Raw genomic sequence first — 14,988 nt, 5'->3', positions numbered from 1 at the left:
ACAACCAGAGCGCACCGTGATGTTATCCATTCGCAATCGCTGGACCGCCATTGCTATTGCCGCCTTGCTGCTCCCCGGTGCCGTTATGGCCCAGACGCCGGATCATCCGGCTGACACCGCCGCCAAGTTTCCGAGCAGCGTCGATCTGAAGTCGCTCACCACCTCGGGCAGCTATCTGGCCGCCCGCCACGCCAGCGTCGAGCGCGACGCGGCCTCGGCCGCCGCGTTCTACCGCTCGGCACTGCGCAGCGATCCGAAGAACAACGAACTGCTCGACCGCGCCTTCATCTCCTCGGTTGCGGACGGCGACATCGACGAAGCGGTCAAGCTCGCCGAGCGTGTGCTCACGGTCGACAAGTCCAACCGCATCGCCCGTCTCGTGATGGGCGTGCAGGACATCAAGCAGAAGAAGTACGCGGCCGCGCAGAACAACATCAATCAGTCGGTGCGCGGCCCGATCACTGACCTCGTCGCCACCCTGCTGTCGGCCTGGGCCACCGCAGGCGCGGGCGATGCCAAGGGCGCCGTCGCCACCATCGACAAGCTGACCGGCCCGGAATGGTATCCGCTGTTCAAGGACCTCCACGCCGGCATGATCCTGGAGCTCGCCGGCAAGGAGAAGGAAGCCGGCGCCCGCTTCGAGCGCGCCTACAAGCTCGACGATTCGATGCTGCGCATCACCGAGGCCTATGCGCACTGGCTATCGCGCAACAAGGACGCGGCCTCCGCCACCGCGATCTATGAGGCGTTCGACAAGAAGCTCGCGCGTCATCCGCTGGTGCAGGAAGGCCTGCGCGACACCAAGGCCGGCAAGAAGCTGCCGCCGCTGGTCGACTCGCCGCAGGCCGGCGCCGCCGAGGCGCTGTACGGCATCGGCGCCACCCTGAGCCGCCGCGGCGGCGAGGACCTCGCGCTGGTCTATCTGCAGCTCGCGCTGCATCTGCAGCCGAACCATCCGCTGGCGCTGCTGTCGCTCGCCGATCTCTACGAGACGGTGAAGAAGCCGCAGATGGCGATCAAGGTCTATGAGCGGGTGCCGGCGAGCTCGCCGCTGAAGCGCAATGCGCAGATCCAGCTCGCGACCGATCTCGACAGCGCCGATCGCAGCGACGACGCGATCAAGATCCTCAAGGACGTGATCGCGCAGGATCCGAAGGATCTCGAAGCCATCATGGCGCTCGGCAACATCGAGCGCGGCCGCAAGAAGTTCGCCGATTGCGCCAAGACCTATTCGCTCGGCGTCGATTCGCTGCCGGCGAACAACGACAAGGCCAACAGCGTCTATTACTACTATCGCGGCATCTGCCTGGAGCGTTCCAAGCAGTGGCCGAAGGCCGAGGCCGACATGCGCAAGGCGCTCGAGCTGCAGCCCGACCAGCCGCACGTGCTGAACTATCTCGGCTATTCCTGGATCGACCAGGGCGTCAATCTCGACGAAGGCATGAAGATGATCAAGCGCGCCGTCGAGCAGCGTCCCGACGACGGCTACATCGTCGACTCGCTCGGCTGGGCCTATTACCGCATCGGCAACTACGAAGAGGCGGTGAAGAACCTTGAGCGCGCGATCGATCTGAAGCCCGAGGATCCGACCATCAACGACCATCTCGGCGACGCCTATTGGAAGATCGGCCGCAAGCTGGAAGCCAAGTTCCAGTGGGCCCATGCCCGCGACCTGAAGCCGGAGGCCGAGGAGCTGCCGAAGATCGAGGCCAAGATCCAGAACGGCCTCACCGACGATCCAGCGCCGGCCGCCGCCAGCGCCGACACCAAGGATACGCCGGCCGACGCCAAGAAGGACGACGGCAAGGGCGGTTAGATCGTACCGATCAGGAATTTGAAGCCATCACGGGCTCCTCGGCTTGCCGGGGAGCCCGGATTGATTTCGATGAAGGTGTGGTGGGGCCAGCTGCGTTCGGCCTGGGGCTGATCGCGTTGCCGGATCTCCGCCACCTCAGAGCTTGGGGGCATTGCGCCGATGTTGGCGTCCACGGTCACCGGCGCGCTGCAGGAGCAGGGCCGCGCCAAGGTCAATCTCACCCTGCGCGTCGTCGGCCGCCGCGTCGACGGCTATCATGATCTCGAAAGCGTCGTGGCGTTTGCCGACTGCGCCGACCAGCTCACGCTGCTGCCGGGCGAGGGGCTGACGCTGACCACGACCGGGCCGCTCGCGGACGCCTGTGGCGACACCTCCGACAATCTTGTGCTCAAGGCGGCCCGCCTGCTGGCCGAGGCTGTGCCCGGGCTGAAGCTCGGCGCCTTCACCCTTGAGAAGGTGCTGCCGGTCGCGGCGGGCATCGGTGGCGGCTCGGCCGATGCGGCCGCGGCACTGCGGCTGCTGGCGAAGCTCAACGGGCTGTCGCTCGACGATCCGCGCCTGCAGGCCGTGGCGCTGAAGACGGGTGCCGACGTCCCGGTCTGCGTGCCCTCGCGCGCCTGCACCATGACCGGCGTCGGCGAGAATCTGCAACCGCTCGCGCTGCCCGTTCTGCCTTGCGTGATGATCAATCCGCGCGTGCCGGTCGCGACCAAGGACGTGTTCCAAACGCTCGGGCTGAAGCCGGGTGATCTGCTCGTTGGGGTGACCGATGTGCTCGTGGCACCAGCATGGCCGAAGGCCGGCGCGTCGATCGGCGATTGGGTCGCGGCGCTCGACCAGGTGAAGAACGATCTCGAGCCCCCGGCGCTGAAGGTGCAGCCGATCATCGGCACCGTGCTCGATGCGCTGCGCGCGAGCTCAGGCGTGCTGCTGGCGCGGATGTCCGGCTCAGGCGCGACGTGCTTTGCGATCTACGGCAGCGCGGCTGATGCCAAGGCCGCCGGCGTTGCGATCGCTGCGGCACATCCCGAATGGTGGGTGCACGCGGGGACGCTGAGCTAACTAATCTAATTTATCCGCGAAACGACTGCCAAATACAGCGCCCTCGCCCCTTGTGGGAGAGGGCATGTACGGTCCATCAGCGAACGCGGTTGGGTGAGGGGTCTCTCTCAGCAAACTCATCTCGCGGATAGAGACCCCTCACCCAACCGAGCTTGCTGATCTTTCCTACATGCCCTCTCCCACAAGGGGCGAGGGCGCATTCACTGGCACCGCATGCGCGGGCGCATGAGTTTATCGGTGACGTGGGCAGCCTCGCTAACTAATGCGACCTTGCCAAACAGAACGCCACCACCTGCTCCAGCGCCGTCTTCATCGGCGAGGCCGGGAACAGCGCCAGCGCGTCCACCGCCATCGCGCCGTAATGATGCGCGCGGCTGATCGTGTCTTCCAGGGCGCGGTGCTTGTTCATCAGGCCGATGGCGTGATCGAGGTCTGAATCGTCGATCTCGCCGCGCTCCAGCGACTTGATCCAGAACGCGCGCTCGCTGTCGCTGCCGCGGCGGAAGGCGAGCACCACCGGCAGGGTGATCTTGCCCTCGCGGAAATCGTCGCCGACATTCTTGCCGAGCTTGGCGGCCTTGCCACCGTAATCGAGCACGTCGTCGACGAGCTGGAAGGCGATGCCGAGATTCATGCCGAACGAGCGCGACGCGGTCTGCTCGGCCTTGGGACGATCCGCGAGCACCGGACCGACCTCGCAGGCGGCAGCGAACAGCTCGGCGGTCTTGCCGCGGATGACGGCCAGATATTCGTCCTCCGTCGTCGCGGTGTTCTTGGCGGCGGCGAGCTGCATCACCTCGCCTTCGGCGATGGTGGCGGCAGCCGCGGAGAGAATGTCGAGCGCGCGCAGCGAGCCGACTTCGACCATCATGCGGAACGCTTGTCCCAGCAGGAAGTCGCCGACCAGCACGCTGGCCTCGTTGCCCCACAACATGCGCGCGGACAATTTGCCGCGGCGCATTTCGCTTTCGTCAACCACGTCGTCGTGCAGCAGCGTGGCGGTATGCATGAACTCGACCGCCGCGGCGAGCTTGACGTGGCCGTCGCCCGCGTACTCGGTGAGATGCGCCATCGCGAGCGTCAGCATCGGCCGCAGCCGCTTGCCGCCGGAGGAGATCAGGTGGTTGGCGACCTCCGGGATCATCGTCACGTCCGAGCCGGTGCGCGACAGGATGGTGGCGTTGACTCGTTCCATGTCGGCCGTGACCAGCCCGACCAGCCCATCGATGGAGGCGCCCGATGGACTTTCGAAAGGTACGATAACCGCCACGCTGGTCTCCGATTTTGCTATGCTCAAACGACAATAGAAACTGCGGCCGCAGGCGGCAAGGGCGGACACGGAACCTTGACCCGGCCCCGCATCGACCGATCTCGCCGACCTTGGCCCGCGCGGAGACATAACGTTTGAAGGAATTGGTTCGGACCAACGACATCGTGCTGGTTTCGGCAATCGGGGCGCTGCTCGACGGCGCCGATATCCATCACCTCGTGCTCGACCAGAACATGAGCATCATAGAGGGCTCACTCGGCATCCTGCCGCGCCGGATCCTCGTGCATGAGGACGACAATCTGCAGGCCCGGCGGCTGCTCACCGACGCCGGGCTGGCGCACGAGCTGCGTCCTGATGAGTGACGCTGCGATCTCCGAGGACATGGTGCTGGGCGGCCGCCTGCGGCTGCGCCAGCCGACCTCGGGCCATCGGGCCGGCCACGACGCGATCCTGCTGGCGGCGGCGACCGCCGCGCGGCCGGGCGATCGGGTCGTCGATCTCGGCGCCGGCGTCGGCACTGCCGGACTGGCGCTGGCGCGGCGTGTCGACGACCTCGCGCTGATGCTGGTCGAGCGGGAGCCGCATCTGGCGTCGCTCGCGCGCGACAATGCGCGAGCGAATGACCTGCGGGCTGAGGTGGCCGTGCTGGACATCGCCGCCGATGCTGCTGCGTTTGCCGCAGCGGGCCTTGGGCCGGACAGCGTCGACGTCGTGCTGATGAATCCGCCGTTCCATGATGCCGCGCGTCACCGCGCCTCGCCGGATGCCGCGCGCGCCGGCGCGCACATGGCGACGACGACCACGCTGGAGCTGTGGACGCATGCCGCGCGCCGGATGCTGAAATCCGGGGGCGTGTTGACGTTGATCTGGCGGGCCGATGGTTTGAGCGAGGTGCTGGCGGCTCTGGGGCGCGGCTTCGGCAGCCTGGCGCTGCAGCCGGTGCATGGGCAGGCTGGAAAACCTGCAATCCGCATCCTGGTGCGGGCCGTTAAGGGAGGGCGGGCGCCGACCCAGATCCTGCCGGGGGTAGTGCTGAACGAAGCGGCAGGTGTGCCGAATGACGACGTATCGCGTGTGCTGACGGGGCAGGGGGCGTTGGCTCTGGCCGCCCCCTGAACGGTTGGTCGGGGTCTGGCGTTAGTGTGTCTGCGCCTCGGAGCGGCGTTCTGTTACCGACGTGAAACGGATCGCCGTCAAGAGAGTACCGATCAGCAGCATCAACAGATAGACCTTCATGAATTCCTCCGCCGCACTCTGCAACTTGATCAGCCGTGCAATTGCCCCAGCTATTGCAAGGCTTGTTCCAGCCCTTTGAATGGCAGCGGCGGGATAAAAAGTGGTTAATCCGAGGTAACAGGATGGTGGACAATTTGACACAACCCAGCGATGCAGCGGGGCCTTTCGATCGGTTGAAGGCGCTGCTGCCGGCGCGGCTGCGCGGCGCCCCGGTCGTGCCCGTTGTCCGCCTCTCCGGCGTGATCGGCGCGGTCACGCCGTTGCGGCCGGGGCTTACGCTGGCCGGTGTCGCCAAGATGCTGGAGCGGGCGTTCTCGATGCGCAACGCCAAGGCGGTGGCGCTGGTGATCAATTCGCCCGGCGGCTCGCCGGTGCAGTCGCGCCAGATCTATTTGCGCATCCGCCAGCTCGCGACCGAGAAGAAGCTTCCCGTGCTGGTGTTCGTGGAGGACGTCGCGGCGTCCGGCGGCTACATGATCGCCTGTGCTGGTGATGAGATCTTCTGCGATCCCTCCTCGATCGTCGGCTCGATCGGCGTGGTCGGCGGCTCGTTCGGGCTGCAGGACCTGATCAAGAAGATCGGCGTCGAGCGCCGGCTCTATACCGCGGGCGAGCATAAGGCGATGCTCGATCCGTTCCTGCCCGAGAATCCCGACGACGTGGCGCGGCTGAAGAAGATCCAGCGCGAGATCCACGCGCTGTTCATCTCGCTGGTCAAGCAGAGCCGCACCACGAAGCTCAAGGGCGCCGACGATGTGCTGTTCACCGGCGAGTACTGGGCCGGCGAGACCGCCGTGACACTCGGCCTGGCGGACGCCATCGGCGACCTCCGCGCCGTGCTGCGCGCCCGGTTCGGCGACAAGGTCGCGATGCCCGTGGTGGCGCCGGCCGGCGGCCTGCTGTCCGGCCTGCTGGGCCGCAAGGCCGCAGGCGCCGGCAGCCTGGCCGCGGAAGGTTGGGGCCTCAGTTGGTCGGGGCTGGCCGAGGAACTGATCTCCGCCGCCGAAACCCGGGCGATCTGGGCCCGATTCGGCTTCTGAGGCCTGGTCCGCGCCATTTTGCCCCCTGCAATCCGGATTGCAGGGGGAACCGGGATCGGCGACAATACGAATCGGGGTGGCTCTCCATGAACAAGGATCGACCAATGCCGCCGTTCGTCGCTTTCGCGGGTATGCTGGGCGGGCTTGCCGCGGTTCGCTGGGCCTACAAGACCGCTCAGAAGATCAACCGCGAGCTGGAAGAGATGCGGCTGGCGCGCGCCGCCGAGGTCGCGCAGCCCGCCGAGATCAAGACCTTGCGCCGTGATCCCGTCACGGGCGCCTACCGGCCGGGCTGACCCGGCCCGCTGCGATCGAAACGGCGGCCCTGACCGCCGTTTTATCCGCCCATTGCCTTGATTCCTCGGGGCCTCGCCGATACGGTCCGCGCGCTTTTCAGACCCGCGAAAGACCGATATCGACGATGGATTCGCTGCCACAGCACATGCGCCCCGAACGTTCGTTCCAGGGCTTCATCCTGGCCCTGCAACGCTTCTGGGCCGAGCAGGGCTGCGTGATCCTGCAGCCCTACGACATGGAGATGGGCGCCGGCACCTTCCATCCGGCGACGACCCTGCGCGCGCTCGGGCCGAGACCGTGGAATGCGGCCTATGTGCAGCCGTCGCGGCGGCCGAAGGACGGCCGCTACGGCGAGAATCCGAACCGGATGCAGCACTACTACCAGTTCCAGGTGATCATGAAGCCGTCGCCGCCGAACCTTCAGGAGCTGTACCTGAAGTCGCTCGCCGCGATCGGCATCGACGCCGCCGTGCACGACATCCGCTTCGTCGAGGACGATTGGGAGAGCCCGACCTTAGGCGCCTGGGGCCTCGGCTGGGAGTGCTGGTGCGACGGCATGGAGGTGTCGCAGTTCACCTATTTCCAGCAGGTCGCGGGCTTCGAATGCGCGCCGGTCGCGGGTGAGCTCACCTATGGTCTCGAGCGGCTGGCGATGTACGTCCAGGGTGTCGACCGCGTCTATGACCTCAACTTCAACGGCCGCGACGGTGATCAGAAGGTCACCTATGGCGACGTCTTCCTGCAGGCCGAGCAGGAATATTCACGGCACAATTTCGAGCATGCCGACACCGACATGCTGTTCGAGCAGTTCAAGATGGCCGAAGGCGCGTGCCGCAAATATCTCGACGCCGGCTGGCGCGAGGGGCGCAGAGAACACCTGATGGCGCTGCCGGCCTACGACCAGTGCATCAAGGCCAGCCACGTCTTCAACCTGCTCGACGCCCGCGGCGTCATCTCCGTCACCGAGCGCCAAAGCTACATCCTGCGCGTCCGCGAATTGGCCAAGGCCTGTGGCGAAGCGTGGCTGCATACGGAAGCGGGCGGGGCGGGGGCTGCATCAGCCGGCTGAGCAAGCCCGCGAGCCGTCCTCGTCCTAATTTGAATCGAGATCTGTCGTGCCATCGAACGTCGCCACACACGCGGTGCCTCTGCCCCCCTCCCCCTTGCGGGGAGGGGTCGGGGGTGGGGGGCCCCGGGCGAGATGTCTGATGGGTCGCAACACCATCTTGCATCATGTCGCGCGATTGATCGCCCATAACAACATCCTCGTCAGTCCTGACGACATCCCTCTCCACCTTCAGCGCGCGCCGACCCCCACCCCCAACCCCTCCCCGCAAGGGGGAGGGGTGCGCAGCAGCGCCAGCCCTGCCAACGAGTTCAACTAATGCCCGATCTTCTCCTCGAACTGTTCTCCGAAGAAATCCCCGCGCGCATGCAGGCCAAGGCGGCCGAGGATCTGCGCCGGATGGTCACTGACAAGCTCGTCGCCGAGGGCCTGGTCTACGAGGGCGCCAAGGCGTTCGCGACGCCGCGGCGGCTGGCGCTGACGGTGCACGGCATTCCGGCGCGGCAGGCGGACCTGAAGGAGGAGCGCAAGGGCCCCCGCGTCGGTGGTCCCGATGCGGCGATCCAGGGGTTCCTCAAGGCCACCGGCCTGTCCTCGCTCGACGAGGCGACGATCCAGCGCGATCCGAAGAAGGGCGACTTCTACGTCGCGCTGATCGAGAAGCCCGGCCGCGCCACGCTCGACGTGCTCGCCGAAATGCTGCCGGTGATCATCAGGACCTTCCCGTGGCCGAAATCGATGCGCTGGGGCAAGCGCTCGGAAAAGCCGGGCGCGCTGAACTGGGTGCGGCCGCTGCACGCGATCACCGCGACCTTCGGCCTCGAGACCGAGGAACCGGACGTCGTCAGCTTCGCCGTCGACGGCATCGAGGCCGGGCAGACGACGTATGGCCACCGCTTCCTGGCGCCGGCAGCGTTCAAGGTGCGCCGCTTCGAGGACTACGAAGCAAAGCTGCTCGACGCCAAGGTCGTGCTCGATCCTGGCCGACGCAAGGACACCATCGTCACCGACGCCAAGCAGCTGGCGTTCGCGCAAGGGTTTGAGCTGGTCGAGGACCAGGTTCTGCTCGATGAGGTCTCCGGGCTCGTCGAATGGCCTGTCGTGCTGATGGGCTCGTTCGATCCGGAGTACCTGAAGGTCCCTGGCGAGGTGATCCGCGCCACCATCCGCAACAACCAGAAGTGCTTCGTGGTGCGCGACCCCAAGACGGGCGGGCTCGCGCCGAAGTTCATCCTGACCGCCAACATCGAGGCGACCGACGGCGGCAAGACCATCATCGCCGGCAACGAGCGCGTCATCCGCGCGCGGCTGTCGGATGCGAAGTTCTTCTACGAGACGGACCTGAAGACGAAGCTCGAGGACCGGCTGCCGAAGTTCGAGCAGATCGTGTTCCACGAGAAGCTGGGCACGCAGGCTGCGCGCATCGCGCGCATCGAGAAGCTCGCCGCCGAGATCGCGCCGCTGGTCGGCGCCGACGCCGCGAAGACCGCGCGTGCCGCGAAGCTCGCGAAGGCCGATCTCTTGACGGAGGTCGTCGGCGAGTTTCCGGAAGTGCAGGGCCTGATGGGCAAGTACTACGCGCTGGCCCAGGGCGAGGACGCCTCCGTCGCCGCCGCCTGCGAGGAGCACTACAAGCCGCAGGGACCGGGCGATCGCGTGCCGACGGATCCGGTGTCAGTCGCGGTGGCGCTTGCCGACAAGCTCGATATATTGCTTTGCTTCTGGACGGTCGATGAAAAGCCAACCGGATCTAAGGATCCCTACGCGCTGCGTCGCGCGGCACTGGGTGTTGTACGGCTAATCTTGGATAATCACCTGCGGTTAGGCCTTACTTCTGTTCTCAAGATGGCTGGAAAGGGCTTACCTAAGACGCTAGCCTCAGTCATTCTTGAGGGCCTGCGACCGGTGGTGAAGGACGTAGCGGTTATGACCGCTAATGCAGAGATTGCCACTGCCGTTTTAACCTCTTTCCAACAGGACCCCGCACGATCCAAGCAAATTGAGGAACTCACCAGCGCGATTGTTCAAGCAATCGGCGAGGTGCGGGGGTTCTTAGTTGAGCGTCTCAAGGTCCAGCTGCGCGAGCAGGGCGCCCGTCACGATCTCGTCGACGCCGTGTTCGCGCTCGGCGGCCAGGACGATCTCTTGATGGTCGTTCGCCGCGTGGAAGCGCTCGGCAAATTCCTCGACAGCGATGACGGCAAGAACCTGCTCGCCGGCACCAAGCGCGCCTCCAACATCCTCGCCATCGAGGAGAAAAAGGACAAGCGCAGATTCGAGGGCGCGCCGGATGCCGCGCTGTACAAGCTCGACGAGGAGAAGGCGCTGGCTGAGGCGATCGGCGAGGTCGCTGCGGAAGCCGGCGCGGCCGTCGCCAAGGAAGATTTCGCCGCGGCGATGCGCGCGATGGCCAAGCTGCGTCCGGCGGTCGATGCGTTCTTCGACAAGGTGAAGGTCAACGATGACGACGCCGCCATCCGCGAGAACCGCTTGAAGTTGTTGAACGAGATCCGCAGCGCGACCCGTGCGGTCGCGGACTTCTCGAAGATCGAGGGCTGAGCCGCGCGCACGCTGCTGTCAGATGCAGCGCCCTCTCCCCTTGTGGGAGAGGGCATGTGCGGCCCATCCACGCATGCGGTTGGGTGAGGGGTCTCTCTCCGCGAGCGACGCTTGTTGAGAGAGACCCCTCACCCAACCGAGCTCGCTGCACTTTCCTACATGCCCTCTCCCACAAGGGGAGAGGGCGCAGTCACTGGCAGACTCGTTTGCTGCGCGGTCAGTCGCAAGAAAAAAGTAAGCCCCGCCCGGCGGGGGGGACCGGGCAGGGCCTTTACATCTGGCCGCTTGCGGGGGCGTTGGCGACCAAATGCGTCTCGATAACTACTCAACCACCTGAATGATCCGTCGCGATCGCGGTTCGACCAGAACAGTTTCGCCGTTCACTACCGTGTAGCGATAAGGTGTCGCACCGAAGCGCTCCGGAACGTCATAATAGGTAACACCCGACTCCGGCAGGACGGTCCCCACAACCACGCGATCCGGGATCACATAGTTGGGAACGCGCTCGCGGACGACGTATTCGCGAAATTCCGGACGCCGCTCCACGGTGATGACAGGCGCGTCATCCTCGACGACGACGCCGCGTCCGACCGTGTAGGACTGCGCCTGCACCGCTGCCGGGATCACGAGTGCAGCCACCAGGGCGGCAAGAGTGATGTGGGTTCGCATGAGCAGGACTCCTTCGATGTTGATCCGCTGAGTGAGAGACCGGCATGTGCGCCGGTACCTGCCTCCCAATGCGAGCCAATGGTCATCGTTCCCCGGGGAACCCGAGGCATTTTCGCGGCAGTTCCCCGTGGTGGGGAACCGGAACCCGCGCCGTGCGTCTCCTATTCCGCCACGATCGGCCGGGATAAAGTCCGCGCAATCGAATCGCCTGCTGCTCGTCTCTCCATCCATTCAGAGTCCGTCGATGCATCTGACCGTTGCCCACATCTCGCCGATCATGTCCGTGATCGCCGGAGTCCTCATCCTGATCATGCCGCGCCTGTTGAACTTCATCGTTGCGATCTTCCTGATCCTCAACGGCCTGATCGGCATGGGCTTGCTGAAGTGGTTGCATTTCTAGTCCTCACGCGGTCTAGCCCTAAGGTCGGGAACCTCTGTGCTTGCGCCGCAGCGCCCAAAGTGGTGTAAGGCGCGCGATTTCTCCTCCCATTTGCGGATCGAACCATCTCATGGCCAAAGCGGTAGCGAAGTCTAAGAAAGTCGCAGCGAAATCAAAGGCTTCTAAGCCGGGCAAGGCCAAGGCCGCTCCGCTCGCCCCGCCGCGCAAGGCGCTGAAGACGGCGCCGAAGCCTGCTGCGAAGGCCCCCGCTAAGGCCGCTGCGAAGACGGCGCCGAAGGCGCCAGTGAAAACCGCTCCGAAGAAGCCGGCGAAGACCGCCGCCAAGGTTGCTGCCAAGCCGGTCGCAAAGGCCGCTGCGAAGCCTGCAGCCAAGAGCGCGGCGACCGCGATCAAGCCGAACAAGTGGGTCTATACCTTCGGCGACGGCAAGGCCGAGGGCAAGGCCGGTCTGCGCGATCTGCTCGGCGGCAAGGGCGCGAACCTCGCCGAGATGGCCAATCTCGGCCTGCCGGTGCCTCCGGGCTTCACCATCCCGACCTCGGTCTGCACCTACTTCTACGCCAACGACAAGACCTATCCGAAGGAGCTGCAATCGCAGGTCGACAAGGCGCTCGACTACATCGGCAAGCTGACGGGGAAGAAGTTCGGCGATCCGGAAAACCCGCTGCTGGTGTCGGTGCGCTCCGGCGCCCGCGCCTCGATGCCGGGCATGATGGACACCGTGCTCAACCTCGGCCTCAACGACCAGACGGTTGAAGCGCTGGCGTCGCTGTCCGGCGACCGCCGCTTCGCCTTCGACAGCTACCGCCGCTTCATCACGATGTATTCGGATGTCGTGCTCGGCTTCGAGCACCATCATTTCGAGGACATCCTCGACAGCTTCAAGGACAGCCAGGGCTACCAGCTCGACACCGATCTCTCGTCGGAGGATTGGGAGATGCTGGTCGGCAAGTACAAGGAGGCCGTCGCCACCGAGACCGGCAAGGACTTCCCGCAGGACCCGCATGACCAGCTGTGGGGCGCGATCGGCGCCGTGTTCTCATCCTGGATGAATGCGCGCGCGGTGACCTATCGCAAGCTGCACGACATTCCGGAATCCTGGGGCACCGCCGTCAACGTCCAGGCGATGGTGTTCGGCAACATGGGTGACACCTCGGCGACCGGCGTCGCCTTCACCCGCAATCCCTCGACCGGCGAGAGCAAGCTGTACGGCGAGTTCCTGATCAACGCGCAGGGCGAGGACGTCGTCGCCGGCATCCGCACCCCGCAGGACATCACCGAGGACGCGCGCATTGAGTCCGGCTCCGACAAGGCCTCGATGGAAGTCGCGATGCCCGACGCCTTCCACGAGCTGACGCGGATCTACACGCTGCTCGAGAAGCACTACCGCGACATGCAGGACATGGAGTTCACGGTCGAGCGCGGCAAGCTGTGGATGCTGCAGACCCGCAGCGGCAAGCGCACCGCCAAGGCGGCGCTGCGCATCGCCGTCGAGCTCGCCAATGAGGGCCTGATCTCGGAGAACGACGCCGTGCTGCGCGTCGACCCAGCCTCGCTCGATCAGCTGCTGCATCCGACCATCGATCCCGCCGCCAAGCGCGACGTGGTCGCAACCGGCCTGCCGGCCTCCCCGGGCGCGGCGTCCGGCGAGATCGTGTTCTCCTCGGACGAGGCGACCAAGCTGCAGGCCGACGGCCGCAAGGTCATCCTGGTCCGCATCGAGACCTCGCCGGAGGATATCCACGGCATGCACGCCGCGGAAGGCATCCTGACAACCCGCGGCGGCATGACCTCGCATGCGGCGGTGGTCGCGCGCGGCATGGGCAAGCCCTGCGTCTCCGGCTGCGGCACCATCCGCGTCGACTACGGCCGCGGCACGATGAGCATCGGCGGCCGCACCTTCAAGACCGGCGACGTCATCACCATCGACGGATCGGTCGGCCAGGTGCTCGCCGGCCGCATGCCGATGATCGAGCCGGAGCTGTCCGGCGAGTTCGGCACCCTGATGGGCTGGGCGGATGCCGTGCGCGAGACCGGCGTGCGCGTCAATGCCGACACGCCGGAGGATGCGCGCACCGCGATCAAGTTCGGTGCCGAGGGCATCGGCCTGTGCCGCACCGAGCACATGTTCTTCGAGGAGACCCGCATCCGCACGGTGCGCGAGATGATCTTGTCGGAAGAAGAGCAGGAGCGCCGTGCGGCGCTTGCCAAGCTCTTGCCGATGCAGCGCGCCGACTTCGTCGAGCTGTTCGAGATCATGAAGGGTCTGCCGGTTACGATCCGTCTGCTCGATCCGCCGCTGCACGAGTTCCTGCCGCATTCCCAGGCCGAGGTGGAAGAGGTCGCGCGCGCGATGAACACCGATCCGCGCCGCCTGGCCGATCGCGCCCGCGAGCTCTCCGAGTTCAACCCGATGCTCGGCTTCCGCGGCTGCCGTCTCGCGATCGCCTATCCGGAGATCGCCGAGATGCAGGCGCGCGCAATCTTCGAGGCCGCGGTCGAGGCCGAGAAGCGCACCGGCGAGGCGGTTGGCCTCGAGGTCATGGTGCCGCTGATCGCGACCAAGGCCGAGTTCGACCTGGTCAAGGCGCGCATCGACGCGATGGCGCAGGCCGTGATCCGCGAGACCGGCGCCGAGCTGGAGTACCAGGTCGGCACCATGATCGAGCTGCCGCGCGCCGCGCTGATGGCCGGCCAGATCGCGGAGGCCGCGGAGTTCTTCTCGTTCGGCACCAACGATCTCACGCAGACGACCTACGGCATCAGCCGCGACGACGCCGGCAGCTTCCTCGGCGCCTACGTCGCCAAGGGCATCCTCGAGATCGATCCCTTCATCTCGATCGACCGCGACGGCGTCGGTGAGCTCGTCAAGATCGGCGTCGCGCGGGGCCGCGCCACGCGGCCCAGGCTCAAGGTCGGCATCTGCGGCGAGCATGGCGGCGATCCCGCTTCCGTCGCGTTCTGCCACAAGGTCGGCATGAACTACGTCTCGTGCTCGCCCTACCGCGTCCCGATCGCCCGCCTCGCCGCCGCCCAATCCGCACTCGGCAAGGAGATCGCCAGCCAGGCGTGATGCGGCTGGGATTGATTTGAGCTGATAAGGGCCGGCACGAGTTGCCGGCCTTTTTCGTTTGGCTGGTGGATGCGCGCGCGGCGCGCTCGGTGCACCTCGCCCCGCTTGCGGGGAGAGGTCGGATTGCATCGTCAGATGCAATCCGGGTGAGGGGGTACAGGTCTCACCACGAACACTTCCCGTGCGTCTGCCCCTCACCCCAACCCTCTCCCCGTGAAGAACGGGGAGAGGGAGCCCACCTTCCGCTCAGCGCGCGCTAGCTCAGCAACGCGCAGGCTGTATCGACCAAGAAAAAAGGCCCATTGCGCCTCTACGTATCATCGTCATCGCCACGGCCAATGCTGCCGCCCAATCTTCCACGTCGCAATGTTCCACCTACGAACATCTCGCAGCGACGCATCGATTCGATCGACGCGTCAGAAATTCATTCACCGCGTTCGTTGACACAATCTTCACCACTCTCGTCACCCCGCTGTTTACCACGCAGATCGATCGCAGCG

Annotated in this window: 12 protein-coding genes; 10 read left to right on the top strand and 2 right to left on the bottom strand. The window is 65.8% G+C overall.

The window, feature by feature from the left end; all coding sequences use genetic code 11:
• The first annotated feature begins 19 nt into the window (after positions 1 to 19).
• Entirely contained in the window at positions 20 to 1,816 is a 1,797-nt protein-coding gene (locus BRAD285_RS23620) for a tetratricopeptide repeat protein (RefSeq protein WP_006613553.1), read from the top strand.
• Positions 1,817 to 1,975: 159 nt separating this feature from the next.
• Entirely contained in the window at positions 1,976 to 2,878 is a 903-nt protein-coding gene (locus BRAD285_RS23615; protein WP_006613554.1) for a 4-(cytidine 5'-diphospho)-2-C-methyl-D-erythritol kinase, read from the top strand.
• Positions 2,879 to 3,137: 259 nt separating this feature from the next.
• Here BRAD285_RS23615 and BRAD285_RS23610 read toward each other — a convergent pair whose 3' ends face one another.
• Positions 3,138 to 4,148 carry a polyprenyl synthetase family protein gene (locus tag BRAD285_RS23610; protein ID WP_006613555.1) on the bottom strand — a complete coding sequence of 337 codons (1,011 nt, stop codon included), beginning with the start codon at positions 4,146 to 4,148 and terminating at the stop codon, positions 3,138 to 3,140.
• A 134-nt stretch (positions 4,149 to 4,282) separates the two neighbouring features.
• Here BRAD285_RS23610 and BRAD285_RS23605 point away from each other — a divergent pair, with 134 nt between their 5' ends.
• The 6 genes from BRAD285_RS23605 (at position 4,283) to glyS (ending at position 10,346) form a co-directional block, all read left to right on the top strand.
• Positions 4,283 to 4,510, top strand: a complete 228-nt coding sequence (locus BRAD285_RS23605; protein WP_006613556.1) for a DUF2007 domain-containing protein — start codon at positions 4,283 to 4,285, stop codon at positions 4,508 to 4,510.
• Positions 4,503 to 5,264 carry a tRNA1(Val) (adenine(37)-N6)-methyltransferase gene (locus BRAD285_RS23600; RefSeq protein WP_006613557.1) on the top strand — a complete coding sequence of 254 codons (762 nt, stop codon included), beginning with the start codon at positions 4,503 to 4,505 and terminating at the stop codon, positions 5,262 to 5,264. Before BRAD285_RS23605 ends, BRAD285_RS23600 begins: the two co-directional genes overlap by 8 nt.
• A 242-nt stretch (positions 5,265 to 5,506) precedes the next feature.
• Positions 5,507 to 6,424, top strand: a complete 918-nt coding sequence (locus tag BRAD285_RS23595) for a S49 family peptidase (protein WP_006613559.1) — start codon at positions 5,507 to 5,509, stop codon at positions 6,422 to 6,424.
• A gap of 104 nt (positions 6,425 to 6,528) precedes the next feature.
• The gene (locus BRAD285_RS23590; RefSeq protein ID WP_006613560.1) at positions 6,529 to 6,720 is read left to right on the top strand and encodes a hypothetical protein; all 192 of its coding nucleotides are present in this window, start codon (positions 6,529 to 6,531) and stop codon (positions 6,718 to 6,720) included.
• A 125-nt stretch (positions 6,721 to 6,845) separates the two neighbouring features.
• On the top strand, positions 6,846 to 7,790 hold the full coding sequence (locus tag BRAD285_RS23585) for a glycine--tRNA ligase subunit alpha (RefSeq protein WP_006613561.1): 945 nt from the start codon (positions 6,846 to 6,848) through the stop codon (positions 7,788 to 7,790).
• Between the two features lie 315 nt (positions 7,791 to 8,105).
• Entirely contained in the window at positions 8,106 to 10,346 is a 2,241-nt protein-coding gene (gene glyS, locus BRAD285_RS23580) for a glycine--tRNA ligase subunit beta (protein WP_006613562.1), read from the top strand.
• Positions 10,347 to 10,667: 321 nt separating this feature from the next.
• Here the strand turns inward: glyS and BRAD285_RS23575 are convergent, their stop codons facing one another.
• The gene (locus BRAD285_RS23575; protein WP_006613563.1) at positions 10,668 to 11,015 is read right to left on the bottom strand and encodes a DUF1236 domain-containing protein; all 348 of its coding nucleotides are present in this window, start codon (positions 11,013 to 11,015) and stop codon (positions 10,668 to 10,670) included.
• Positions 11,016 to 11,259: 244 nt separating this feature from the next.
• Between BRAD285_RS23575 and BRAD285_RS23570 the strand changes: the two genes are divergently transcribed.
• Positions 11,260 to 11,415: a DUF3096 domain-containing protein gene (locus BRAD285_RS23570; protein WP_006613564.1), complete on the top strand. Its 156-nt coding sequence runs from the start codon at positions 11,260 to 11,262 to the stop codon at positions 11,413 to 11,415.
• Between the two features lie 109 nt (positions 11,416 to 11,524).
• Positions 11,525 to 14,488 carry a pyruvate, phosphate dikinase gene (gene ppdK / locus BRAD285_RS23565; protein WP_006613565.1) on the top strand — a complete coding sequence of 988 codons (2,964 nt, stop codon included), beginning with the start codon at positions 11,525 to 11,527 and terminating at the stop codon, positions 14,486 to 14,488.
• Positions 14,489 to 14,988: the final 500 nt, after the last annotated feature.

Source organism: Bradyrhizobium sp. ORS 285 (genome assembly GCF_900176205.1).
Lineage (GTDB): Bacteria > Pseudomonadota > Alphaproteobacteria > Rhizobiales > Xanthobacteraceae > Bradyrhizobium.
Note: the sequence above shows the minus strand (reverse complement) of the source record. Positions and strands in the feature narration are given on the sequence as shown.

What these genes read in the sequence shown, in the direction of transcription:
- BRAD285_RS23570 (WP_006613564.1), top strand. Translation starts at nt 11,260, where the DNA reads ATGCATCTGACCGTTGCCCACATCTCGCCGATCATGTCCGTGATCGCC.
- glyS (WP_006613562.1), top strand. Translation starts at nt 8,106, where the DNA reads ATGCCCGATCTTCTCCTCGAACTGTTCTCCGAAGAAATCCCCGCGCGC.
- BRAD285_RS23600 (WP_006613557.1), top strand. Translation starts at nt 4,503, where the DNA reads ATGAGTGACGCTGCGATCTCCGAGGACATGGTGCTGGGCGGCCGCCTG.
- ppdK (WP_006613565.1), top strand. Translation starts at nt 11,525, where the DNA reads ATGGCCAAAGCGGTAGCGAAGTCTAAGAAAGTCGCAGCGAAATCAAAG.
- BRAD285_RS23575 (WP_006613563.1), bottom strand. Translation starts at nt 11,015, where the DNA reads ATGCGAACCCACATCACTCTTGCCGCCCTGGTGGCTGCACTCGTGATC.
- BRAD285_RS23620 (WP_006613553.1), top strand. Translation starts at nt 20, where the DNA reads ATGTTATCCATTCGCAATCGCTGGACCGCCATTGCTATTGCCGCCTTG.
- BRAD285_RS23585 (WP_006613561.1), top strand. Translation starts at nt 6,846, where the DNA reads ATGGATTCGCTGCCACAGCACATGCGCCCCGAACGTTCGTTCCAGGGC.
- BRAD285_RS23595 (WP_006613559.1), top strand. Translation starts at nt 5,507, where the DNA reads ATGGTGGACAATTTGACACAACCCAGCGATGCAGCGGGGCCTTTCGAT.
- BRAD285_RS23615 (WP_006613554.1), top strand. Translation starts at nt 1,976, where the DNA reads ATGTTGGCGTCCACGGTCACCGGCGCGCTGCAGGAGCAGGGCCGCGCC.
- BRAD285_RS23590 (WP_006613560.1), top strand. Translation starts at nt 6,529, where the DNA reads ATGCCGCCGTTCGTCGCTTTCGCGGGTATGCTGGGCGGGCTTGCCGCG.